Raw genomic sequence first — 19564 nt, forward strand, 5'->3', positions numbered from 1 at the left:
TTTGTGTTTTGCCATATCTCATCCATGTTTAAACAATCTGGAGTCAAACATGCGTGCGTGTTGGTGTAGTGGTGGATAAACCTAATGTATGCAAAGGGGTTAATCCCATGTGCTTGGAGTTGCAAAAGGGGCATATAGAGAAATGCGTTAATTTGTGAAAAGTCTAAAGCAATTTGCGTGGCTGTCTTACTAAATTGGGGCACTTTTGGATCATCTGGCATGGATTCTTTGATAAGCTCTAAAAGGATGAGCGTGCTAAAGAGATGCATCGCTTCTAGCATGGCGCGCTCTTTGGGGGTGTTTGCCTTGAATTGCTTTAAGATGGGGATGGCAACACTTTTGGCTAGCTGGATTATTTCTTGTCTTTGGGGACTTAGGTTTATCAAAAAGGCATGCAAAGAGGGAGGGTGTGTGTGCCCATATAAGGCTTGTATCTTGTCAATGGGGTTGGCTAGCAGGGGCAGAAAGAGTAAGCCCATCCAAAGTAAAAAGGGCATAGATTTCCTTAAAATTTCATTTTTTGTAAGGCTTGGCATAACGCATTATCAGACTTAAAGACTTGGAGTTTATCCTTAGGGTCTAAATACACACAAGGGCTATCATCAATGGAGAGCAGGCGCACAATGTGTAATTGCTCTTGGATGTCCTTAGTGTCGTAGGTGTTAGCTTGAAAGAGTTGTTGGCAAGTTTGCTTAGATTGTGCGCTTAAGTATTTGGGGCTTAAACACATGGTGGGGTTGTCTTTTAGCGTGTCTTTTAAAATCTTGGGGTCGTCATTTTGTAAGTTATCGTAGTAATAAGGGGCGTTGCGATTTAGGGGGAACACCCGCGCTAGATAGAGATCAAAGAGATGTTCGGGGTCTATGCGTTGGATGTTTTTATCCATGAAGTCCCAAAATGTACGCTTATCAGGTATCCGGTTTGCAGATGTCCCCACCTCAAAGATTGTGTTCATAACGAGCATAACCCAAGAAGGATAGTCTATACCAAGGACGAAGATTTTCATGGGTATATCTACTTCATGCATATCTTGAATGAGGCGTTTTTCAAAAGGCTTATAGTGGACGATGTTTTTTCTTTGTTCTTCATATAGCCCTTTTTCATGAAAAACAAAGATATTTCTCCTACGACGCAGATCAGCATTTTTAGAAAAGATACGATGGAGTTGCTTTAGATAGGCGATCACATCTAGCCCCGCTTTGTGGGCGTTGAAAAGCGGGGCATAAAGCCATGCGTTGATGTGTAAAAACTCGTGGGCAACAGATGTAACCTTTTCTTCAAGCGAAATGTCTATGAGGTCTAGGGCATGGAGCATTGCCATATCCTCAACATGGGCTAAGAATTGCGCTTCTCTTTGGTTTTTGGGCTTAAACTCTTTAAACAAGGGGACTTGCTTAGCCACAGCTTTGGCTAGGGGGATGGCGGCATCTGTGTAATCTGCCATAATCTGAGCCATAGTATAGTTGTAGTTGTCATTTAATGGGACATTTTCGCACGCATCTTTTATCTTAGCCGAGGATTTTTTCATGTAAGTAAAGAGTGCCTTAAACGCCTTGAAAAATTGGGCGTTTTGGGATTCTTGGGGTTTGCCTATGGGGACAAAGTGGAGAAAGATAGCCAATACATCTTCTTTAGCTTGTAGGTTTAGCACCAAGAGGGCTAGAAGGAGTAGGCGGATCATTTTTATTCCTTTGTGAAGTGTTTTTGCAATGCCACACACAACGCGTTACTAGACTTAAAAGTTTGGAGTTTGTCTTGTGCGTTAAGATACACACAGGGCGCGTTTCAATGGAGACAAGGCGCAAGGATTTTAGGTATTTTTGTAAGGGTTTGGGGTTGTAGCTGTGTTGCTTAAACACTTGCAAGCAAACCGCTCTAGCCTCTTTGTTTAAATACTGGGGTTGTAAGCAGGGAGTGGGGTTTTTGGTGAGAGTTAGTTGCATCGCTTTAGCCAAAGGGACTTTTGGCTTGAGAATAGAAACTGAATACTCAACATCCTCAACAAGGGTTACCCGCACATGGGTAACACTCTCCCAATAGAACCCCATGGCACTTTCATAGTCATAGTCATGAGCAACATCCCCTAAGAAGGCAAAATCTTGCGCCTGGTAATAAGCCATCCATGCGTCTAAATCTTGGATCTTGACACCCCCAACAGCACGGACAATCTGGATTGTAAAAAAATCTTTGTAACCATACTCTGCATTTGCGTTATCATCCTTGACCTGGAAACCAAGGTTACCCATGTAATCGTCGTGCGCATCGATGGATTTAAAATCCTCAAAATAGTGGCGCAAGGTCGGGGTCTTAGGACCTTTGATCATGTCCAAACTATCTGCTCGAGTGTCCATAGTCATCCAAAACATCTCAGGAGATAATGCGTCATCCTTGTCTTGCAATGCCTGCAAATGGTAGAGATAATCTGTGAAGTCCAAACCCTGATGATAGGCTTCAATCAAGGGAGTGTAGGTCAATTCTATGCCCCTTAAAAATTTTAGAGTGTGTTTTTTAGCGTCAAAGGGCTTAACACGCTTGGGAAACTTCATTTTCTTGCACTTTGAAGTGTGGTTTTCACAATAAAATTCTGGGGTAGAGTCGCGCAACAAAATAAAAAGGTTATACATCTCAAGGGCTTTGAGTGCTTGGATCATTTGGGCTTGCTTGGGGGTTTTGGGTTGGAGGGTTTGTAAAAGCGGGATATGATCGACAAAGGCTTTTAGGTGCTTGACAAGAGGTCTCGCCTTGTCTTGCATGGCAGTGGAATAAACCATGTCGCTAGCATATACGCGATCGCAACGCTCTTTGAAGGCTTTGTAGTAGATTTTAACCATCAATGCGCGGGCTTGTTGCATTTGCTGGATTAAATCGGTGCTTACAGCCCATAGGGGGCTTATGAGTAGAAGTATGCTAATTAAGCGGGTCATCAAAACCCCTTTTCTAAGTGCTTTTGCAACGCCAAGCATAGCGCATCACTAGACTTAAAAATTTGAAGCTTGTCCTTAGGGTCTAGATACACACAAGGACTCTCATCAATAGAGATCAAACGCACAAGGTGTAACTGCTCTTGAATGTCCTTAGTGTTGTAGGTTTGGGTATCAAAGAGTTGTTGGCAAGTTTGCTGGGACTTTGGGCTTAAATATTTGGGGCTTAAACACATGGTGGGGTGATCTTTGAGTGTGTCTTTTAAAATCTTGGGGTCGTCGTTTCGCAAGAGGTCGTAAAAAGGGGCGTTGCGATTTAGTGGGATCACCCGTGCTGTGAAGAGATCAGAGAGGTGTTCGGGGTCTATGCGCTGGGCGTTTTTGCTCACAAATTCATCAAATTCATTCTCAAATACAAAGGTTGAGGGTATTCCACTATTTAGGATTTTATTGACAACTACGCTGGTCCATTCACCCCAGTATAATTGAAAAGTCCTCATCAGTTCTCCCACATTATACATATCTTGGTCGAGGCGTTTTCTAAAAGGCTTATGGGGGACAATGTTTTTTTCTTTTTCATAGTATCTGTCTGTATTAAACAATCCGATTTGGTGCATATCAAACGACGCCATGGTCTTTTCGCTGCTCTCCTCCTTGTGGAGTTGTTTAAGATAGGCGATCACATCTAACCCAGCCTTGTGGGCATTGAACAAGGGTGTGTAGAGAAAGGCAACAGAATCTAAAAACATATGGGCTGCGATCTTTGGTGTTACTCTTGGGTAAATGGGACGAGGAGTGAATACATCGATCGCATCTAGTATATGGAGCATTTCCATATCTTTAACATGGGCTAAGAATTGCACCTCTCTTTGGTTTTTGGGCTTAAATTCGTGAAGCAAGGGTATTTGCTTAACTACAGCTTTGGCTAGAGGGATGGAGGCATCTGTATAATCTGGCAGTTCTGATAGGCGATCGAAGTAAGGCTGTCTCTCGTTTGGATCTTCGGGCTCTATTTTTCTAAAAGACTTATCTATGTAGTCATAGAGTGCTTTAAACGCTTTAAAAAAGGAGGTGTTTTGGGATTCTTGGGGTTTGCCTATGGGGACAAAGTGGAGAAAGATAGCCAATGTATTTTCTTTAGCCTGCAGATTTAAGAGCAAGAGGGATAAGAGAAGTAGGCGGATCATTTAAATTCCTTTTCTAAGTGCTTTTGCAACGCCAAGCATAGCGTATTTCTAGATTTAAAGACTTGGACTTTATTTTGCACAACAGGGTTCATTATCCACGGTGATCAAGCGCAAAGCCGGGCGCGCGCACGAAATCCATTTGGCTAAGTGTAGATAAAACTGCAACTTTTTCTAAAAGACTTATCTATGTAGTCATAGAGTGCCATAAATGCTTTGAAAAATTGGGCGTTTTGGGATTCTTGGGGTTTGCCTATGGGGACAAAGTGGAGAAAGATAGCCAATGTATTTTCTTTAGCCTGCAGATTTAAGAGCAAGAGGGCTAAGAGAAGTAGGCGAATCATTTAAACTCCTTTAAATATTTTTGCAACGCCAAGCATAGCGTATTTCTAGATTTAAAGACTTGGACTTTATTTTTGCACAACAGGGTTCATTATCCACGGTGATCAAGCGCAAAGCCGGGCGCGCGCACTAAATCCATTTGGCTAAGTGTAGATAAAACTGCAACGATCGTTCTCATTCTTGCATTAATATGATTCTTAGAATTGTTCTTATATAATCGCCTTCCTAATTTTCTTTTAAAGGGCTTAAAATGAGAAAAGTCATGGTTGTGCTTTGGGGGAGTTGTTTGGCAGTCCATAGTCTACAAGGGGTAAAAACCCACCGCCTCCAGAGGATAGAAACCACAGGGGCTGTTCTCAATGAAGAAGCCCCTAAGAGTTGGCGCAGCCCGGAGGTGAAAAACTATTTGGGCAGCCAAACCATCATCTCACACAAACAACTCACCCAGCAAGCTAACCAAAGCATAGAAGAAGCCTTGCAAAATGTGCCCGGAGTGCATATCCGCAATGCCACAGGAGTAGGGGCGGTGCCTAGCTTTTCGGTGCGTGGGTTTGGGGGCGGGGGCTCAGGGCATAGCAATACGGGGATGATTCTAGTCAATGGGATTCCAGTTTATGTCGCGCCCTATGTGGACATTGGCATGCCCATTTTTCCAGTTACCTTCCAATCAGTCGATCGCATCAGTGTGATCAAGGGGGGGGAGAGCGTGCAGTATGGACCTAATGCCTTTGGGGGGGTGATTAACATCACCACTAAGGATATCCCCAACAAATGGGAAAACCAAATCGCCGAACGCATGACCGCTTGGGGGCGCGCCAATGGGAATTTTGTGGGATCAACGAGCAAAGGGCAGTCCTTCATTGACACCCTAGCTAATAATTTTTTATTCAACTCCTATCTCAAAAGTGGGGGGATGATCAACAAGCATTTTGGGGTGCAAGCCCAAGCTAACTACATCACAGGGCAAGGGTTTCGCGCCAATAGCCCGACCAATATCCAAAACTACCTCCTAGATGCTCTCTATGAGATCAACGAAAACCACAAGATTACCCTCTTCTACCAGTATTATAAGTTTTTCTTAACCGATCCCGGATCTCTAGGCGTGCAAGCCTATGAACAAAATCGATTCCAAAATAACCGCCCCAAAAATGATAAAAGTGGCAAAGCGATGCGCTGGGGGGCGGTGTACCAAATGTTCTTTGGAGACACCTCTAAAATTGGCGGGGATTTCACTTTAACCTACTATGGGCATGACATGAGTCGCGATTTCCAATTTGACTCTAATTTCCTCAATGTCAACACCAACCCCAAATTAGGTCCGGTTTATACCAACCAAAACTACAAGGGCTATATCATCGGCGATCACCCCCGCCACTACTTCATCAACGCCATTGAGCCTAATACCAATGTGATTTTCAACACCAAGCACACCAGACACACCCTCAAAATTGGTCTGCGTTTCATGGCTAGTAACATGTGGTTTAGATTTTTAGAGAACAAATGCACCTCTCTTAGCAATGGGGTTTGCAACATGTCTGGTTTTCTCTTTGATACAAAAGCCAGCCAAAATTTAGAGATGTTTAACAATTACACCGCCGTGTATGCGAGCTATAAAATGGAGTTCTTTGGGGGTAAATTGGTGCTAACCCCGGGGTTTCGCTACACCTTTTTAAACTATAAAAAAGTGTTGCCCGAAAATGTGAATCCCAGCAATGGCGATTTTACCCTCTCCAAGAGCATTAAAAAGACGGACAACCAATGGAGCCCTGCTTTTAATTTGGGATACAAACCCTTGAAAGATTGGGTGATGTATTTCAATTACCGCCGCAGCTTCATCCCCCCCCAAGCCAAGTCCGTTAGCATTTTCTCCACCAATTACAACCAAATTTTTAATGAGTTTGAGGTGGGGTCGCGCTATTCCTATAAAGACCTCTTGAGTTTCAACGCCAACTACTTTGTCATCTTAGCCCACCACTACTACAGCGGGGGGTATGGGAGCAATGCTTTAGACATTGATGCTAAGAGTCAGGGCGTGGAGCTAGAACTTTACTACGCTCCCATTAGGGGTTTGCAATTCCATGTGGCTTACACCTACATAGATGCGCGTATCACCAACAACGCCCAAGATAACCCTAGCTATTTTGAGGGGATTGTTAACCAGTCCTTTAATCTCAAGGGCAAGAGATTGCCCTATGTGAGTCCTAACCAATTCATCTTGGACATGATGTATACCTACAAGAAAACCACCTTTGGTTTGAGCAGTTATTTTTACAGCCGTGCTTATTCCTCTGTGCTCAACCAAGCCACGCCCAAAACAGCCTGCTTTAACTTTGGCTATAGCATTGATGGGGCTACTTATGGCTGTAATAGTGTGGGGCTTTTGCCTTGGTATTGGGTGTGGAATTTGCAATTAAGTCAGGTGTTTTGGCAGGGCGGACGGCACAAAGTTATGGGGAGCCTGCAGGTCAATAATATCTTTGATATGAAATACTACTTTAGGGGCATTGGCACCAGCCCCACAGGCAGAGAACCCGGACCGGGGCGTTCAGTAACCGCCTATCTTAGCTATGAGTTTTGATCAAGAGCACTTCTACGCTTTTTTGGACTTCTAGCACACCCGGGGGGATCAACGCTAGGGCATTGCACGCCCCCAGCGCGTCAATAGCCCCCGAGCCATAGCGGTTATGCCTATAGGGGGTAAACACTCCCTGCACCAAATTCCCCAGCACTAGATGCAAGCGTTGCCCTTTGAAGTGCAGGGGTTCACTCAAAGGCACGCGCAAAATCTCTTGCTTTTCGCTTAAGCCAGCCAACTTAGCTAGCATGGGTAACACCAAGACTAGGCAGGTGAGCATACAGCTCACAGGGTTACCTGGCATGCCAAAGACAAAGGTGGGGTGGGGGAGGTGGGGAAAACTAGCTAACATGATGGGCTTGCCCGGCTTGAGATTGACCCCGTGGTAATGGATAGTTGCCCCTTGTTGTAATAACGCGTCTTGAAAATAATCCTTATCCCCCGCGCTCACCCCCGCGCTACTCACCACCACATCATACTCCCCCCATGTCCGCATGGCTTCTTGTTGGCTATGCAGATCATCGCTAAGTTTGCCCACATGCCTAGCGTCATACCCGTAACTGCTTAAAAGCGCAACTAGCATGGGCGCGTTGCTGTCATAAATTTGGTGGGTTTTAGCGCTTGCGCCTAAAGGGACGATTTCATCGCCACTGCTAAAGATCGCAATGCTAAGGCGTTTGAACACTAAGACATGCGTAATACCCTGAGAAGCTAGCAGGGCGATCAGCCCTGCGTGGATTTTTTGCCCGGCATGCGCGATGAGTTCGCCCTTTTGGATATCTTCGCCCTCAAAGCGGATATTAGCCCCTTGTTTGAAGTCTTTAGCGGGGGCTTGGGCTTGATCCTTATGGTAGAAATCCATCTCTTCAAAGGGCACAACGATCTCTACCCCCTTGGGCACTAGCGCGCCAGTCATGATTTTTACACAAGCCCCACCCCCAACACTAACCCCCTCAACGCTTTGTCCTGCATAAAGGGTATGGGTGATTTCTAAGGGTTTACCCACATCCTCTAGGCGCAAGCCAAAGCCATCCATCGCAGAATTTGTGGCTTTGGGTAGGGGTTCACGCGCACACACGCTTTGTGCTAAGATTCGCCCCATCGCCTCTTCTAGGGGGATTTGCTGTGTCTGGGGGCTGTGTTTAACAAGGGCTAGACTCAATTCTAGCGCGTCTTTGTATTCAAGTAGGGGGGTTTTCATTCATCTCCTTTAAAAGAATTTAGAGAGCAGGGCAAAAGCATTCAAGAGCTGATCTTTAAAACGGTGTATCATCGCGCCCAAGACCATGATAAGCCCAAGCAGGGCGATGGCGATCTTTAAAGGGAAGCCAATGGCTAAAAGATTGAACTGCGGGTGGGTTTTCATGATCATGCCAAAGACAACATCGCTCAACATGATCAAAGCGAGAATAGGGAAAGCGATACTAAAGCCAATGCTAAAGAGATACCCAAAGGCTTGTACGCTGGCTTGCACCACATGCCCAGAGAGGGCAAAAGTGCCCAAGGGCACTTTTTCTAAACTGTGTTGCACCCAAAGGATGATGAGGTGGTGCATGGAGGTTTGGAGCATGGTAAGAATAGCCAAGAGCAACACCACCTGCCCTACGATCGCCTTTTGTGCGCCTGAGATGGGATCGTAAACGCTTGCCATTGTCAAACCCATAGAAAAACTAATGGTGTCTGTGGCAAACGCCAAAGTGCTAAAGACCACATGCAAAAAGAAAGAGGCGCACAACCCTAGCAGGAGTTCAGAGAGCAGAGCGATCAAAAAATCCTCTGGACTCAAATGCATGGGGGTGGGGGAGATGGTGGGGTAAAATAGCAAGGTTAAGAAAAAGCCCAACGCTCCCCTTACAGACACTGGAACCAAATTATTATCAAAAAAAGGGAAAAACGCCATCACGCCTGCCAAGCGCGCAAAGAGCAACCAAAACCCCATGATATTTTGGGTTTGCATCCACACCAACCAATCTAACATGGGGTTATTATAGAGTTTTAATCGCGACCACGCAAGGCTTGTAGGGCATGTGTGGGGTTGGCATGGCTGAAGAGATAATTCCCCACCACAAGCAAATTAACCCCACAGGCGCGCAATAGGGGTGCGTTGTGCGCGTTGATTCCCCCATCTACCTCTAATACACCTACATAATGGGGGAAACGCGCCCTAAAGGCTTTGATTTTCTCAAAGCTCAAAGGGATAAAACTCTGCCCCCCAAATCCCGGATTGACGCTCATAAGCAAGATCAAATCCACATCTTGGATAATGTAATCTAGCGCGCACAAGGGCGTGGCCGGATTCAAACTCACCCCCGCTTTGATCCCCAGATTTTTGATGTAGTGCACACTTCTATGCAGATGGGGGGTGCTCTCAGCATGCAAAGTGATAAAGGCGGGTTGTAAATCCTTGCATAAATCCACAAAAAACAAGGGATTTTCTACCATTAAGTGGATGTCTAAGGGGGTGTCAAAGTGGGCGTGCAAGTTTTTTAATACGCAAGGTCCAAAAGTGAGATTGGGGACGAAATGCCCATCCATCACATCTACATGGAAAAAATCCACCCCTAAAACGCGCTCCAAACTGGCTTTGAGATTCATAAAATCCGCACTCAAAAGGCTGGCGGCAATTAGCATGTAGACCCTTAAAGCTGGTGGATTCTGTAGGACTTGAACCTACGACCAATCGGTTATGAGCCGAGTGCTCTAACCAGCTGAGCTAAGAATCCCTTTTTTCTAGCGGGGCGATTATAACCAAAACCGAATTTAAAAGCAAGTAGATTTTCAAAAACTCCAAATAATGCGACAAAAGTGATAAAGCTACTCCCCCCATAACTTAACAAGGGCAGGGGCAAGCCCACCACTGGCGCTAACCCCAAGGTCATGGCGATATTCACACTTGTGTAAATGAAGATCAAAATGGCGATCCCGGCTGTGATCGCCTGTAAAAAATGATCATGGGGATCGCTTCTAAAATAGGCTAAAAAGTGCATCACAAAGAACATGTAAAAACCCAGCAGTAAAAACGCCCCAAAGAATCCAAAGCGTTCCACAAAGTAGGCAAAGATGAAATCGCTCGTGGCGATGGGTAAAAACTTTAACTTAGCCTGTGTGGATTCTTCTTTAGACTTGCCCCAAAACCCCCCCGAACCGATGGCGATGATGGATTGGCGCACATGATAATTAGGTTTTTCGGCGATGAAGTCGTGGATGCGTTTTTTTTGGTAATCGTGTAGAGAGCTGTAAATAAGCGGGGAGGCGATAGCAAAGGCTAATCCTAAGCTGATCCAAATCTTAGGGTGCACGCCCACCAAGAAGAGCACCCCATAGCCCATGATCAAAATGACTAAGGCTGTGCCTAAATCGGGCTGTCTTAAAATAAGCGCGCAGGGGATCGCAATGTAAAAGCTGAATTTACCAAAGGCTCTCCAACCATAACCCCCGCTAGGCACGGGATTTGTTCGAATCAAATGGGCGAGCAGGAGTAAAATCGCGATCTTGATGGGTTCGCTAGGTTGGAAAGAAAAAGAAGTCCCCGGGATGGCTAACCAGCGTTGCGCGCCTAATTTGCTTGTGCCCACCGCGTTCACCAAAGCCAGCAAGATCACACAAAACCAGTAGAAAAGATGAAAAGAGCGATCCAAGTGCCTAAAGGGGATCAAAAAGGCCACCCAAAACACCCCAAAGGCGATGGCAAAATAAAACCCCTGCTTGAGACTGAGAGTGGCGTTAGCTTCGTGGATCAAAAAGGCAGACAGAGCCATCAAGGGCAAGAGAAAGAAGAACAATAAAAAGTCAAAATGCGTGAGGACACGCCGATCCAACATATTTTGCATGGCGTTAGCATAACACAAAAACTCTTGGATTTGTGGTAGTATCCTTAGCGTTGATATAGGGGCGTGCATGGAAGTGTGGGTACTTGCTTTATTCTTGTTATTAGGGGGGATCACGGGGGCGATGTCGGGGTTTTTTGGCATTGGGGGAGGGATGGTGATTGTGCCCACGATGCTGGTATTAGGGCATTCTTATGATAGCGCAGTGGGGATTTCCATTTTGCAAATGGCTTGCTCCTCTGTGGTGGGGAGTTTTGCTAACTTCAAAAAAGGGCTTTTGGATGTCAAAATAGGGGTGTGGGTGGGTCTTGGAGGGATGGTGGGGGCAAGTTTCAGCGGGCTGATTTTGGCTAGCTTTTCGCATAAGACTTTGCTAGGGGCGTTCATTGTGGTAACCTTGTATTCCTTTGTGCGCTTTGTCTTTAAATCTAAAGCCACCCCCCTAGAATCTAAAGAACCCTACATCCTTAGTGCCAAACACAAAGCTCTCTTGCTAGGTATTGGCGCGCTTACAGGGGTGTTTGCCATTAGCTTAGGTATTGGGGGGGGCGTGCTAATGGTGCCCCTATTAGCCTATTATCTTAAAATCCCAGCCAAGCAAAGCGTGCCCCTAGGGCTGTTCTTTGTGATCTTCTCTTCTTTCAGTGGGGTGATCTCTCTAGCGCGCCATTCTTTGCTAGACTTTGAAGATTTGCAATGGGGCTTGATGGTGGGGCTTGGGAGTGTGGGGGGGGTGATTTTGGGGGTTAGACTGGTGCCCTTAGTGCCCGCCCTTTGGCACAGACGCGCCCTTTTAAGCGTCTACACCTGCGCGATCACAATCTCCATTTACAAATGGTTTTAGTGCTCTCCAAAGCGCGCGGGGATTGTTCTCACGCAAGGGGGTTGTAGAAAAACCAGCTACCCATGGACATTTTGGGATTTGGGGTTTGCGCCCTCTTTGCGGATAAAGCCACTTTGGTAAGGCGCGCTAAGGCACGCGAGGACTCTTAATGTCCAGCAAAGTAGCGCAGGTGCGCTATTATTTGCGCAAAAACCCGCGCTCTGCTGGCACACCAGTATGTCCTCATACTAGCCTTTCTCAATTTCTTGCAACATGGTCTTAAAGGCATCTCTAGTGCCCGGGCGCACAGAACTTATTAGGCTAAAGATAACAATGGCTAGAGAGCTGGCTAAAAACCCGGGCACAATCTCATAGATGTCTAAAAAACTCTTGCCAAATTTGTCATACAAGATCACCGTGCTAGCCCCAAAGACCATGCCCATGATCGCCCCAAGCCTTGTCATGCGCTCCCAAAAGAGAGAAAAGAGAATCACCGTGCCAAAACTCGCCCCAAAACCTGCCCACGCATAAGAGACAATTTTTAACACGCTGGCATTGCGATCCATAGAAATAAAAAACGCCACGCAAGCCACCGCCAACACAGAGGCACGGCTAACTAGCATGACTGTTTGCACAGGGGCTTTCTTATTAAAGACTTTGGCGTAAAAATCCTCTGCGATTGTTGAGGAACTCACCAAGAGTTGGGAGCTAGCCGTGCTCATCACAGCCGCTAAGATCGCGCTTAGGAGCACCCCGCTTACCCAAGGGTTAAAAAGGGTCGCGCTCATGTGGATAAAAATTTTTTCTGGATCGCCTAGATTTAAATGAAATTTTGCCACATACGCCACGCCCAACAAACCAATTAGGCATGAGCCAGCTAAACTAATGCCCATCCACCCGATCCCAATGCCAGTTGCCTTAGGGATTTCTTGAATGGAGCGGATAGACATGAAGCGCACCAAAATATGGGGTTGCCCAAAATAGCCCAGCCCCCAAGCCAAGCTAGAGATCACCGCTACGATAGAAGTGTCTTTCAAAAAGGTGAGATTCTCCGGCTTGGTTTTGGCAATTTCTGCAAAGCTTGCGCCAAAACCCCCCAAATGATAGAGCATCATGCAAGGCACCACAATGAGCGCGCCCATCATCAAGAGCCCTTGGATGAGATCGGTCCAGCACACCGCCTTATAACCCCCCAAAAAGGTGTAGGTTACAATGATGAGCGTGCCCACCACCAGCGCATAGCTATATTGCACCCCAAAAGTCGCCTCAAAGAGTTTTGCCCCACTCACCAGTCCGGAGGAGACATAAAAGGTAAAAAAGATCAAAATCACGATGGCAGAGATGAAGCGTAAAATGTGCTTATCATCGCTAAAACGGGTTTCAAAGTAATCCGGGATAGTGATGGAATTAGCGATCACGCTGGTATAAACCCGCAAGCGTTTGGCTACTAGCGACCAGTTAATAAACGCCCCAATGGTTAGCCCGATAGCAATGTGGCTATTGACTAATCCGCCCACATACAACGCCCCGGGCAAGCCCATTAAAAGCCAACCGCTCATATCACTCGCCCCAGCACTCAGCGCGCTAATGACTGGACCCATAGAGCGATCCCCTAGAAAATAATCCTCGGTGGTCTCATTCTTGCGGTAAAAGTGAAACCCAATGTAGAGCATCAAAGCTGAGTAGAGCACAAACACGATCAAGATTTGGTAGCTAATGTGCATGCAAATCTCCCTGTTCTAGGGCGCGCGCGCCCAAGTTGCCATAGCGGTGGTAAGAAATGCTGACAGATTTTTCTAAGTGGTAGTTAAGCAATTCAAAACGCCCACTTTTCAAGGGCTTGGCATTGGCTAGAACCACGCCCGCTTGCGCGCTTTGCTTGTAGAGCGAATCTAAAACCCCTCCAAAGTAGCGCACGCGCGCAAATTCGCCTATCTTGGTGCTAAATTCCTCCAAGCTTTCATAAAAGATGGTGGGTTTGAAATGGTGTTGCAAGCCATCTAAACACTCTATAAAGAGATCAAAATGGGGATTGGTGGGGGGGTTATCCACACTCACACTCAAGGGGATCGAACACACCGCACAGGCTAATAGCACACTAAAGAGTTCTAACAGCCCATCATCAGGGCTCACGCGGTAGCCCACGCTAGACACTTTGGTGTAGCTAAAGTAATTTTCTTCGCCCCGCACACGGATAAATTCCACTGGGGTGCTAAAACTGTGTTGGGCGTGGTAGGCGTAATCGCGCGCGAGGGTGAGAATTTCTTCTAGGGCGTTATTGTGGTGGGTGTTTAGAGCCTCTAGGGCTTGGATAAAGGGCAGATGCGCGTCATGGGGAGTTTGGGTGGGGGTGTTCTCCTCAATATCCACAAATTGCAAGGCGTAGTTATAGCTCCCCACCTTGCGCCCCAAGCCCACGGCTGATTTTTTCACTCCGCCAAAGGGTTGGCGCAAGACAATCGCCCCGGTGGTGGGTTTGTTGATATAGACATTCCCCACTTCTATATGTTCTTGAAAATACGCCCATTCGCGTTCATCTAGGGACTCTAAGCCTCCGGTTAAGCCATAACCCGTGCCATTAGCTAGATCAACTGCCTCTTTTAAATCTTTGGCTTTCATCACACAAAGCAAGGGCACGAAGAGTTCGGTATTGTAGGTGTAATCCCCGGCTTTGGTGCCATATTTGATGCAGGGGCGCATCAAGTAAGAATTGTCTTGTAAAAACTCCGGCTTTAACACCCACTCTTCATGGGCTTCTAAGTTGTGCAACGCCTTTTGCACCTTGGGACTGGGTGTGCTAGCCAAAGTGCCAATCTTATGGTGTAATTGTAAAGGGTCGCCCACACTCATGGACTGCGTGGCATCCACAAGCATTTTTTTGAAGTTTTGATCTTCATAGACCTCTTCTTCTAAAATGAGCAAAGAAGTCGCTGAACACTTTTGTCCGGAATTGCTAAAAGCAGAATGGACAATGTTTTTAACAGCCTGCTCCCTATCTGCCATTTTGGTTACAATGGTGGCGTTCTTGCCCCCTGTTTCTGCGCTCAAGTGCAACATGGGATTGGCTTTTAGCATCTGGTAGGCGGTTTCTTCAGAACCGGTTAAGATCGCAAAACGCACCAAAGGACTAACTAGCAGATGTGCGCTAAACTCGCTCCCCCGACAAGGCAGATAAATCAACGCATCTCTGGGCACTCCTGCATCCCAAAAGCACTCACACAAGCGATAACCCACCACCATGCTCATGCTAGAGGGTTTGTAGATCACCACATTGCCCCCTGCTAGCGCGCTAGCGATGCTCCCCACAGAAATGCCGATGGGAAAATTCCACGGGGCAACCACCACACCCACACCCTTAGGTTTAAAGCGCACATGGGGGTATTCTCTAAGTAGAGCTTGCAAACTATGGGGGTAAAACTCCAAAAAGTCAATGGCTTCACTCACCTCCGCATCGCTTTCTACAAAGGTCTTGCCCACTTCCAACGCGCTTAGACCTATGAGATCGCCTCTTCTCTCCCTAAATTTCTGGGCTACCTGGCTTAAAAGGGCATGGATTTCCTCTAAATGGCGTTGGGGGAATTGGCTCTGTTGGGCTAAATGGAGTGCCTCTTGCATGACAGCCTCATTGGCTAGAAAAACCGAGGCGACTTTTTTGCATTCGATTTTATCAAAGACATCCAAGCGTTTGAGCCCCTCAAATGCGCATGCCTTGCCCACCACCGGGGAGAGTTCAATGGGCGGGATGTTGCGCGTCTTATCTACGATCCTTTGCGCCCATTCTCGATTAGCTTTAAGCGTAAAATCCGTGTCGCTTTCATTGACAAAGGGGTTATTAGGATAAGTGCTTTTACCTGTAGGAGGTCGGTTGCGATCTTGGGTGCGTCTTGGGGCGGTATTTAAGCCAGCCATGCCCGCCAAACTCTTTAAAAAACGCTCCTGCTGATCTTTCCACGCGCTCGATCCCACCTGCAGGTTGAAAAAGGCTTTCATAAAATTGTCTGGGGCGGTATTTTCATCTAGGCGGCGCACCAAATAGGCGATAGCATTATTGAAATGCTTTTCATCGCACACGGGGGCGTAGAGAATGAGCCGGTGCATTTGCCTAAGCTCCCTGCTAGCCTGCACGCTCATCCCCTCCAACATCTCGAAACTAAAATGCTCTAGGGCAAGCGGATCGTTGAGCGCGTGGATGCGCGTGTAGGCGTAGGCGATCTCAAAGATGTTGTGCGAAGCGATTCCGATGTGAATATACTTGTAATTCTCCTCACTTAGGACATACTCTAACATTTTATTGTAATTGGAGTCGGTATCCTGTTTGCTAGAAAATGTGGGTAAAGCCCAACCCTTGATGGAGGCGATGGTCTCTTCGTTCTCCATGTTTGCGCCCTTGACAAAGCGAATCTTAATGGGGGGGAGATCATTGAGCACTCTCTCTTTAGAAAAGGCGATCAAGGTCTTCAGGTGGTGGTAAGAATCCGGGATATAGGCTTGCAACACGATCCCCGCGCTGATGGGGAATTTAGCAATAGACTCCATAAAGGCGGCGATGGTGAGTTCTAGGTCTTTGAACTCCTCCATATCTAGGTTAATGAACTTATCTACACCATTTTGTGTTTTTTGTTCAAGGGCTAGAGCATAGAGGGTGTCTAGGCGTTTGACGACTTCTGCCTTAGAATATTCAAAATCCAAGGGCTGGATTTGAGAAAAGATCGTGGTGATTTTGATGGAAATGTATTGGATATAATCCGATCGGATCACATCTTGGTATTTGTGCAGGCGGTAAGCCGCCTCTGATTCGCCTAACACCTCTTCGCCAATCAAATTGACATTGAGCACGATTTGATCGGCTTGGCGTTGGGCAATTAGGCTTTTTAGCGCGTTGCTATTCTCATCTAGCACCATCGCTTTCGTGTTAGCGCGCACCTTATCCACAAAAAAAGGCACACTCAGCGAAGGAGCGAGTTTGCCTACATGCAAAAAGCCCATTAAAAGAAACTTCTCAAACGCGCTAAAGAAGTCCGCAATGCCGTATTTGTTCAAGGTGTATTCAATGAGATCAAAACGGGCATGGTTGTCCTGACATCTAAAGGAGCGATCCAAAAGCTCGATGAGCATAACCTTATTTTGTGGGTTATCCAAGAGTTTTTGCATCTTATTGTGGAAACTCTTCTCTTGGTGATCCAAGTGTTCGCTAATATTGGCTTGCAAGGTGGCGGCTAAGTTCAAGGCGGACTGCACTAAATCTTTGGGGGGTTGTTCCATGATCGCTCCAAGTTGATAATCAACCCTCCAGTATAGAATACTTGAGTTAATATAGCGCGCTAGGTGAGAATGAAAACGCATGCGGGTATCAATTGGTAACCTGTGGTGCGCCTGGCAGGATTTGAACCTGCGGCCTACGGCTTAGAAGGCCGTTGCTCTATCCAGCTGAGCTACAAGCGCGTGGTGCGCTTGAAGGGAGTCGAACCCCTAACCCCCAGATCCGAAGTCTGGTGCTCTATCCAATTGAGCTACAAACGCTAAGCCAAAACGGAGTTTTTGAAAAAATGGGGTGGATGATGGGGCTTGAACCCACGACCCCCAGGACCACAATCTGGTGCTCTAACCAACTGAGCTACACCCACCATATCCTAGTTGCGCCCAAAATGGTCGGGGCGAAAGGATTCGAACCTTCGACCCCTTGGTCCCAAACCAAGTGCGCTACCAGGCTGCGCTACGCCCCGAAGTTTGACAAATCGGCATTCTAGCACAAATTTTAGAATCTTGTCAAGATATTTTGCCTAATGAAACATTTTAAAGCATTTGTTATGGAATAGTCTTAAAACTTAGCCACATTTCAACTCTAGTATTGTATAGGGTTCTTACCCATATATTTTGTAAAAGGAGTCAAGATGCTTAAAGAAAAACTCAAGCAGTTACGCAACGCCAATAATTTGACCCAAGAGGAGCTCGCGCTCAAGTGCGGGGTGAGTTTGCAGAGTATCAAACGCTATGAAAGCGAACAGAGAAGTAATATCACTTTAGACACCCTAGAAAAGCTTGCCAATGCCCTTAACACCGATTTGCACTTTTTCACCTCCACACACAAAGAGGTAGAAGATGTGGTGATGGTCCCCTACATCAAGGACATCAAAGTGCATGCCACTAGGAATAAGAACCAAGATGAGGGCGTGGTGTTCTTGCCCCAAAGTAAGACTTTTCTCAAGAGGCATTTTGGAATCACCTCTATCGATCATCTGGGACTCTTGCAGGCTGCGGGCAATGCTATGGAACCCCTCATTAAGGAGGGTGATCTATTGCTCTTCCAAAATGATGGGAGTTGCTATGAGGGAGCGATTTATGTGGTGAATTTGGATGGGGAATACTATGTCAAACGCCTTAGCAAGCGCCCCGAGGTGTCCTTAATTAGCGACAACCCCATTTACAAACCCATCCGCTTGCAAAGCCTAGAAGACATCGCCATTTTGGGGCGCGTAGTGGGCGTGTTGCATACCCGTAGTCTTTAAAGCGCACTTTAAAGATAGGCGCGCAATAAACATGCTAACATGCGCGGGTATTTGTGCAACTAAGCCGACCAAGGAGCGATTTTGAAAATTTTAGTTGTAGATGATAGTTCCACCATGCGAAGGATCATTAAAAACACCTTGCAACGCTTGGGTTATGAGGACATCATGGAAGCCGAACACGGGGTGGAGGCATGGGGGAAGCTAGATAGCAACGACACCACGGGGGTGCTTATCACAGATTGGAACATGCCCGAGATGAACGGCTTGGATTTGGTAAAGAAAGTGCGTTCTGATGGGCGTTTTAAAGATCTGCCCATCATCATGATCACCACAGAGGGGGGGAAAGCGGAGGTCATTACCGCTTTAAAGGCGGGAGTGAATAATTACATTGTCAAGCCTTTCACCCCCCAAGTGCTCAAGGAAAAACTAGAAGTGGTGCTAGGAACCAATGATTGAAATACAGGATTGTAGCGCGCGTGTGCCAAGATGTCTATTTTAAAACCTTTGTTCTCCCCACACACTGCCCCGATCTATTCGCCCATCACCTGCTAGAGTTCACTAAAGAGGCTATTGAAGAGATTGACTCTCCCCCAGCCCTTGACTACCACTACTTTGGCAACGCGCCTTTAGCCCTCCCTAGTGCGGGTTTTGTGATCTACTCTAAGTGCTCGTGCGAGGCTCTTTTAGATCATCTCAAAAGCCTGTGTTGTGCGCTGGCGCAACGCTTGGGTGAGAATGTCGGGTTTTACCACCATAGTAGCGCGCACCCCGATTTGGACTGGGTGCAAGCCTACCAAGAGAGTGTGAAACCCCTTACTTGTGGTCAATTTTACATCACTCCTAGCTGGGGCGCATGCGCGCCAGAGGGCTTGGTGGCTTTGTTGCTCGATCCTGCTTTGGCTTTTGGCACGGGCAGGCATGAGAGCACGCGTTTACTCTTGCAAGAAATTTCGCGCCTAGAGGTACGGGGCAAATTGAGTTTGGATGTGGGTTGTGGTAGCGGAATTTTGAGTTTGGCTTTAGCCAAAAAGGGAGCGATCACACATGCTTGCGACACAGACACGCAAGCCACCACCCAGACCCAAGCGAATTTTGCGCGCAATGGGCTAGAATGCACGCGCCTATGGGAGGGCTCTATTGATGCTATCCCCCCTGACACGCGCTACGATCTCATTGCGATCAACATCATCGCTAGCGTGATCATACAAATGCATGCGGGTGTGCTAAGGGCAAGCCAAGAGGGGAGTTTGCTATTGCTCTCGGGTATTTTAGACATCTATGAAGACACACTGTTAAACGCCTACGCCCAAGATTTCACTCTTGTGCGTAGAACCCAAGAAAATGAGTGGGTAAGCTTGGTTTTATGCAGGCATTCTAATTCATAAG

Annotated in this window: 15 protein-coding genes, 5 tRNA genes and 1 pseudogene; 5 read left to right on the forward strand and 16 right to left on the reverse strand. The window is 46.8% G+C overall.

The genetic code is table 11. The annotated features are described in order from the left end of the window. The 5 genes and pseudogenes from EAO37_RS01130 to EAO37_RS01150 form a co-directional block, all read right to left on the reverse strand. Window positions 1-497, reverse strand: a pseudogene (locus EAO37_RS01130) (hypothetical protein); the annotation flags it as partial. Between the two features lie 8 nt (window positions 498-505). Then, window positions 506-1681 carry a tRNA methyltransferase gene (locus EAO37_RS01135; protein ID WP_120951067.1) on the reverse strand — a complete coding sequence of 392 codons (1176 nt, stop codon included), beginning with the start codon at window positions 1679-1681 and terminating at the stop codon, window positions 506-508. Continuing rightward, window positions 1632-2924 carry a hypothetical protein gene (locus tag EAO37_RS09490; protein ID WP_240451676.1) on the reverse strand — a complete coding sequence of 431 codons (1293 nt, stop codon included), beginning with the start codon at window positions 2922-2924 and terminating at the stop codon, window positions 1632-1634. The genes EAO37_RS01135 and EAO37_RS09490 overlap by 50 nt, the downstream gene beginning before the upstream one ends. Further along, complete coding sequence (locus EAO37_RS09495) at window positions 2924-4108, reverse strand: tRNA methyltransferase (RefSeq protein ID WP_240451677.1); 1185 nt, start codon at window positions 4106-4108, stop codon at window positions 2924-2926. The genes EAO37_RS09490 and EAO37_RS09495 overlap by 1 nt, the downstream gene beginning before the upstream one ends. Window positions 4109-4251: 143 nt before the next feature. Beyond that, the gene (locus EAO37_RS01150; protein ID WP_120951069.1) at window positions 4252-4449 is read right to left on the reverse strand and encodes a hypothetical protein; all 198 of its coding nucleotides are present in this window, start codon (window positions 4447-4449) and stop codon (window positions 4252-4254) included. Window positions 4450-4697: 248 nt separating this feature from the next. Here EAO37_RS01150 and EAO37_RS01155 point away from each other — a divergent pair, with 248 nt between their 5' ends. Next, on the forward strand, window positions 4698-7025 hold the full coding sequence (locus tag EAO37_RS01155) for a TonB-dependent receptor family protein (protein ID WP_120946022.1): 2328 nt from the start codon (window positions 4698-4700) through the stop codon (window positions 7023-7025). Here EAO37_RS01155 and EAO37_RS01160 read toward each other — a convergent pair. From EAO37_RS01160 to EAO37_RS01180, 5 genes are all read right to left on the reverse strand, one after another. Next, window positions 7009-8223: a molybdopterin molybdotransferase MoeA gene (locus EAO37_RS01160; RefSeq protein ID WP_120951071.1), complete on the reverse strand. Its 1215-nt coding sequence runs from the start codon at window positions 8221-8223 to the stop codon at window positions 7009-7011. The genes EAO37_RS01155 and EAO37_RS01160 overlap by 17 nt on opposite strands. 9 nt (window positions 8224-8232) lie before the next feature. Beyond that, window positions 8233-9000, reverse strand: a complete 768-nt coding sequence (fliR, locus tag EAO37_RS01165) for a flagellar biosynthetic protein FliR (RefSeq protein ID WP_120951073.1) — start codon at window positions 8998-9000, stop codon at window positions 8233-8235. A 17-nt stretch (window positions 9001-9017) separates the two neighbouring features. After that, window positions 9018-9653, reverse strand: coding sequence for a ribulose-phosphate 3-epimerase (rpe, locus tag EAO37_RS01170; protein WP_120951075.1), 636 nt, complete (start codon window positions 9651-9653; stop codon window positions 9018-9020). Window positions 9654-9668: 15 nt separating this feature from the next. After that, window positions 9669-9745, reverse strand: a tRNA-Ile gene (locus EAO37_RS01175). Continuing rightward, window positions 9707-10843 carry an FtsW/RodA/SpoVE family cell cycle protein gene (locus EAO37_RS01180; protein WP_162982932.1) on the reverse strand — a complete coding sequence of 379 codons (1137 nt, stop codon included), beginning with the start codon at window positions 10841-10843 and terminating at the stop codon, window positions 9707-9709. Before EAO37_RS01180 ends, EAO37_RS01175 begins: the two co-directional genes overlap by 39 nt. A 76-nt stretch (window positions 10844-10919) precedes the next feature. Between EAO37_RS01180 and EAO37_RS01185 the strand changes: the two genes are divergently transcribed. Next, on the forward strand, window positions 10920-11693 hold the full coding sequence (locus EAO37_RS01185) for a sulfite exporter TauE/SafE family protein (RefSeq protein WP_120951077.1): 774 nt from the start codon (window positions 10920-10922) through the stop codon (window positions 11691-11693). 227 nt (window positions 11694-11920) lie between these two features. Here the strand turns inward: EAO37_RS01185 and putP are convergent, their stop codons facing one another. From putP to EAO37_RS01215, 6 genes are all read right to left on the reverse strand, one after another. Next, entirely contained in the window at window positions 11921-13396 is a 1476-nt protein-coding gene (gene putP / locus EAO37_RS01190) for a sodium/proline symporter PutP (RefSeq protein WP_120951079.1), read from the reverse strand. Further along, complete coding sequence (locus EAO37_RS01195) at window positions 13386-16934, reverse strand: bifunctional proline dehydrogenase/L-glutamate gamma-semialdehyde dehydrogenase (RefSeq protein WP_120951081.1); 3549 nt, start codon at window positions 16932-16934, stop codon at window positions 13386-13388. Before EAO37_RS01195 ends, putP begins: the two co-directional genes overlap by 11 nt. A gap of 103 nt (window positions 16935-17037) precedes the next feature. Continuing rightward, window positions 17038-17114 (reverse strand) — tRNA-Arg (locus tag EAO37_RS01200). A gap of 1 nt (window position 17115) precedes the next feature. Further along, a tRNA-Arg gene (locus EAO37_RS01205) sits at window positions 17116-17192 on the reverse strand. Window positions 17193-17219: 27 nt separating this feature from the next. Then, window positions 17220-17296: transfer RNA gene (locus EAO37_RS01210), tRNA-His, on the reverse strand. A 22-nt stretch (window positions 17297-17318) separates the two neighbouring features. Then, window positions 17319-17395 (reverse strand) — tRNA-Pro (locus tag EAO37_RS01215). Window positions 17396-17563: 168 nt separating this feature from the next. Here EAO37_RS01215 and EAO37_RS01220 point away from each other — a divergent pair. The 3 genes from EAO37_RS01220 (at window position 17564) to EAO37_RS01230 (ending at window position 19563) form a co-directional block, all read left to right on the forward strand. Beyond that, entirely contained in the window at window positions 17564-18178 is a 615-nt protein-coding gene (locus tag EAO37_RS01220) for an XRE family transcriptional regulator (RefSeq protein WP_120951083.1), read from the forward strand. A gap of 81 nt (window positions 18179-18259) precedes the next feature. Next, complete coding sequence (locus EAO37_RS01225; protein ID WP_104695791.1) at window positions 18260-18634, forward strand: chemotaxis response regulator CheY; 375 nt, start codon at window positions 18260-18262, stop codon at window positions 18632-18634. Then, window positions 18631-19563, forward strand: a complete 933-nt coding sequence (locus tag EAO37_RS01230) for a 50S ribosomal protein L11 methyltransferase (protein ID WP_240451678.1) — start codon at window positions 18631-18633, stop codon at window positions 19561-19563. The genes EAO37_RS01225 and EAO37_RS01230 overlap by 4 nt, the downstream gene beginning before the upstream one ends. Window position 19564: the final 1 nt, after the last annotated feature.

The organism is Helicobacter sp. L8 (genome assembly GCF_003660355.1).
GTDB lineage: Bacteria > Campylobacterota > Campylobacteria > Campylobacterales > Helicobacteraceae > Helicobacter > Helicobacter labacensis.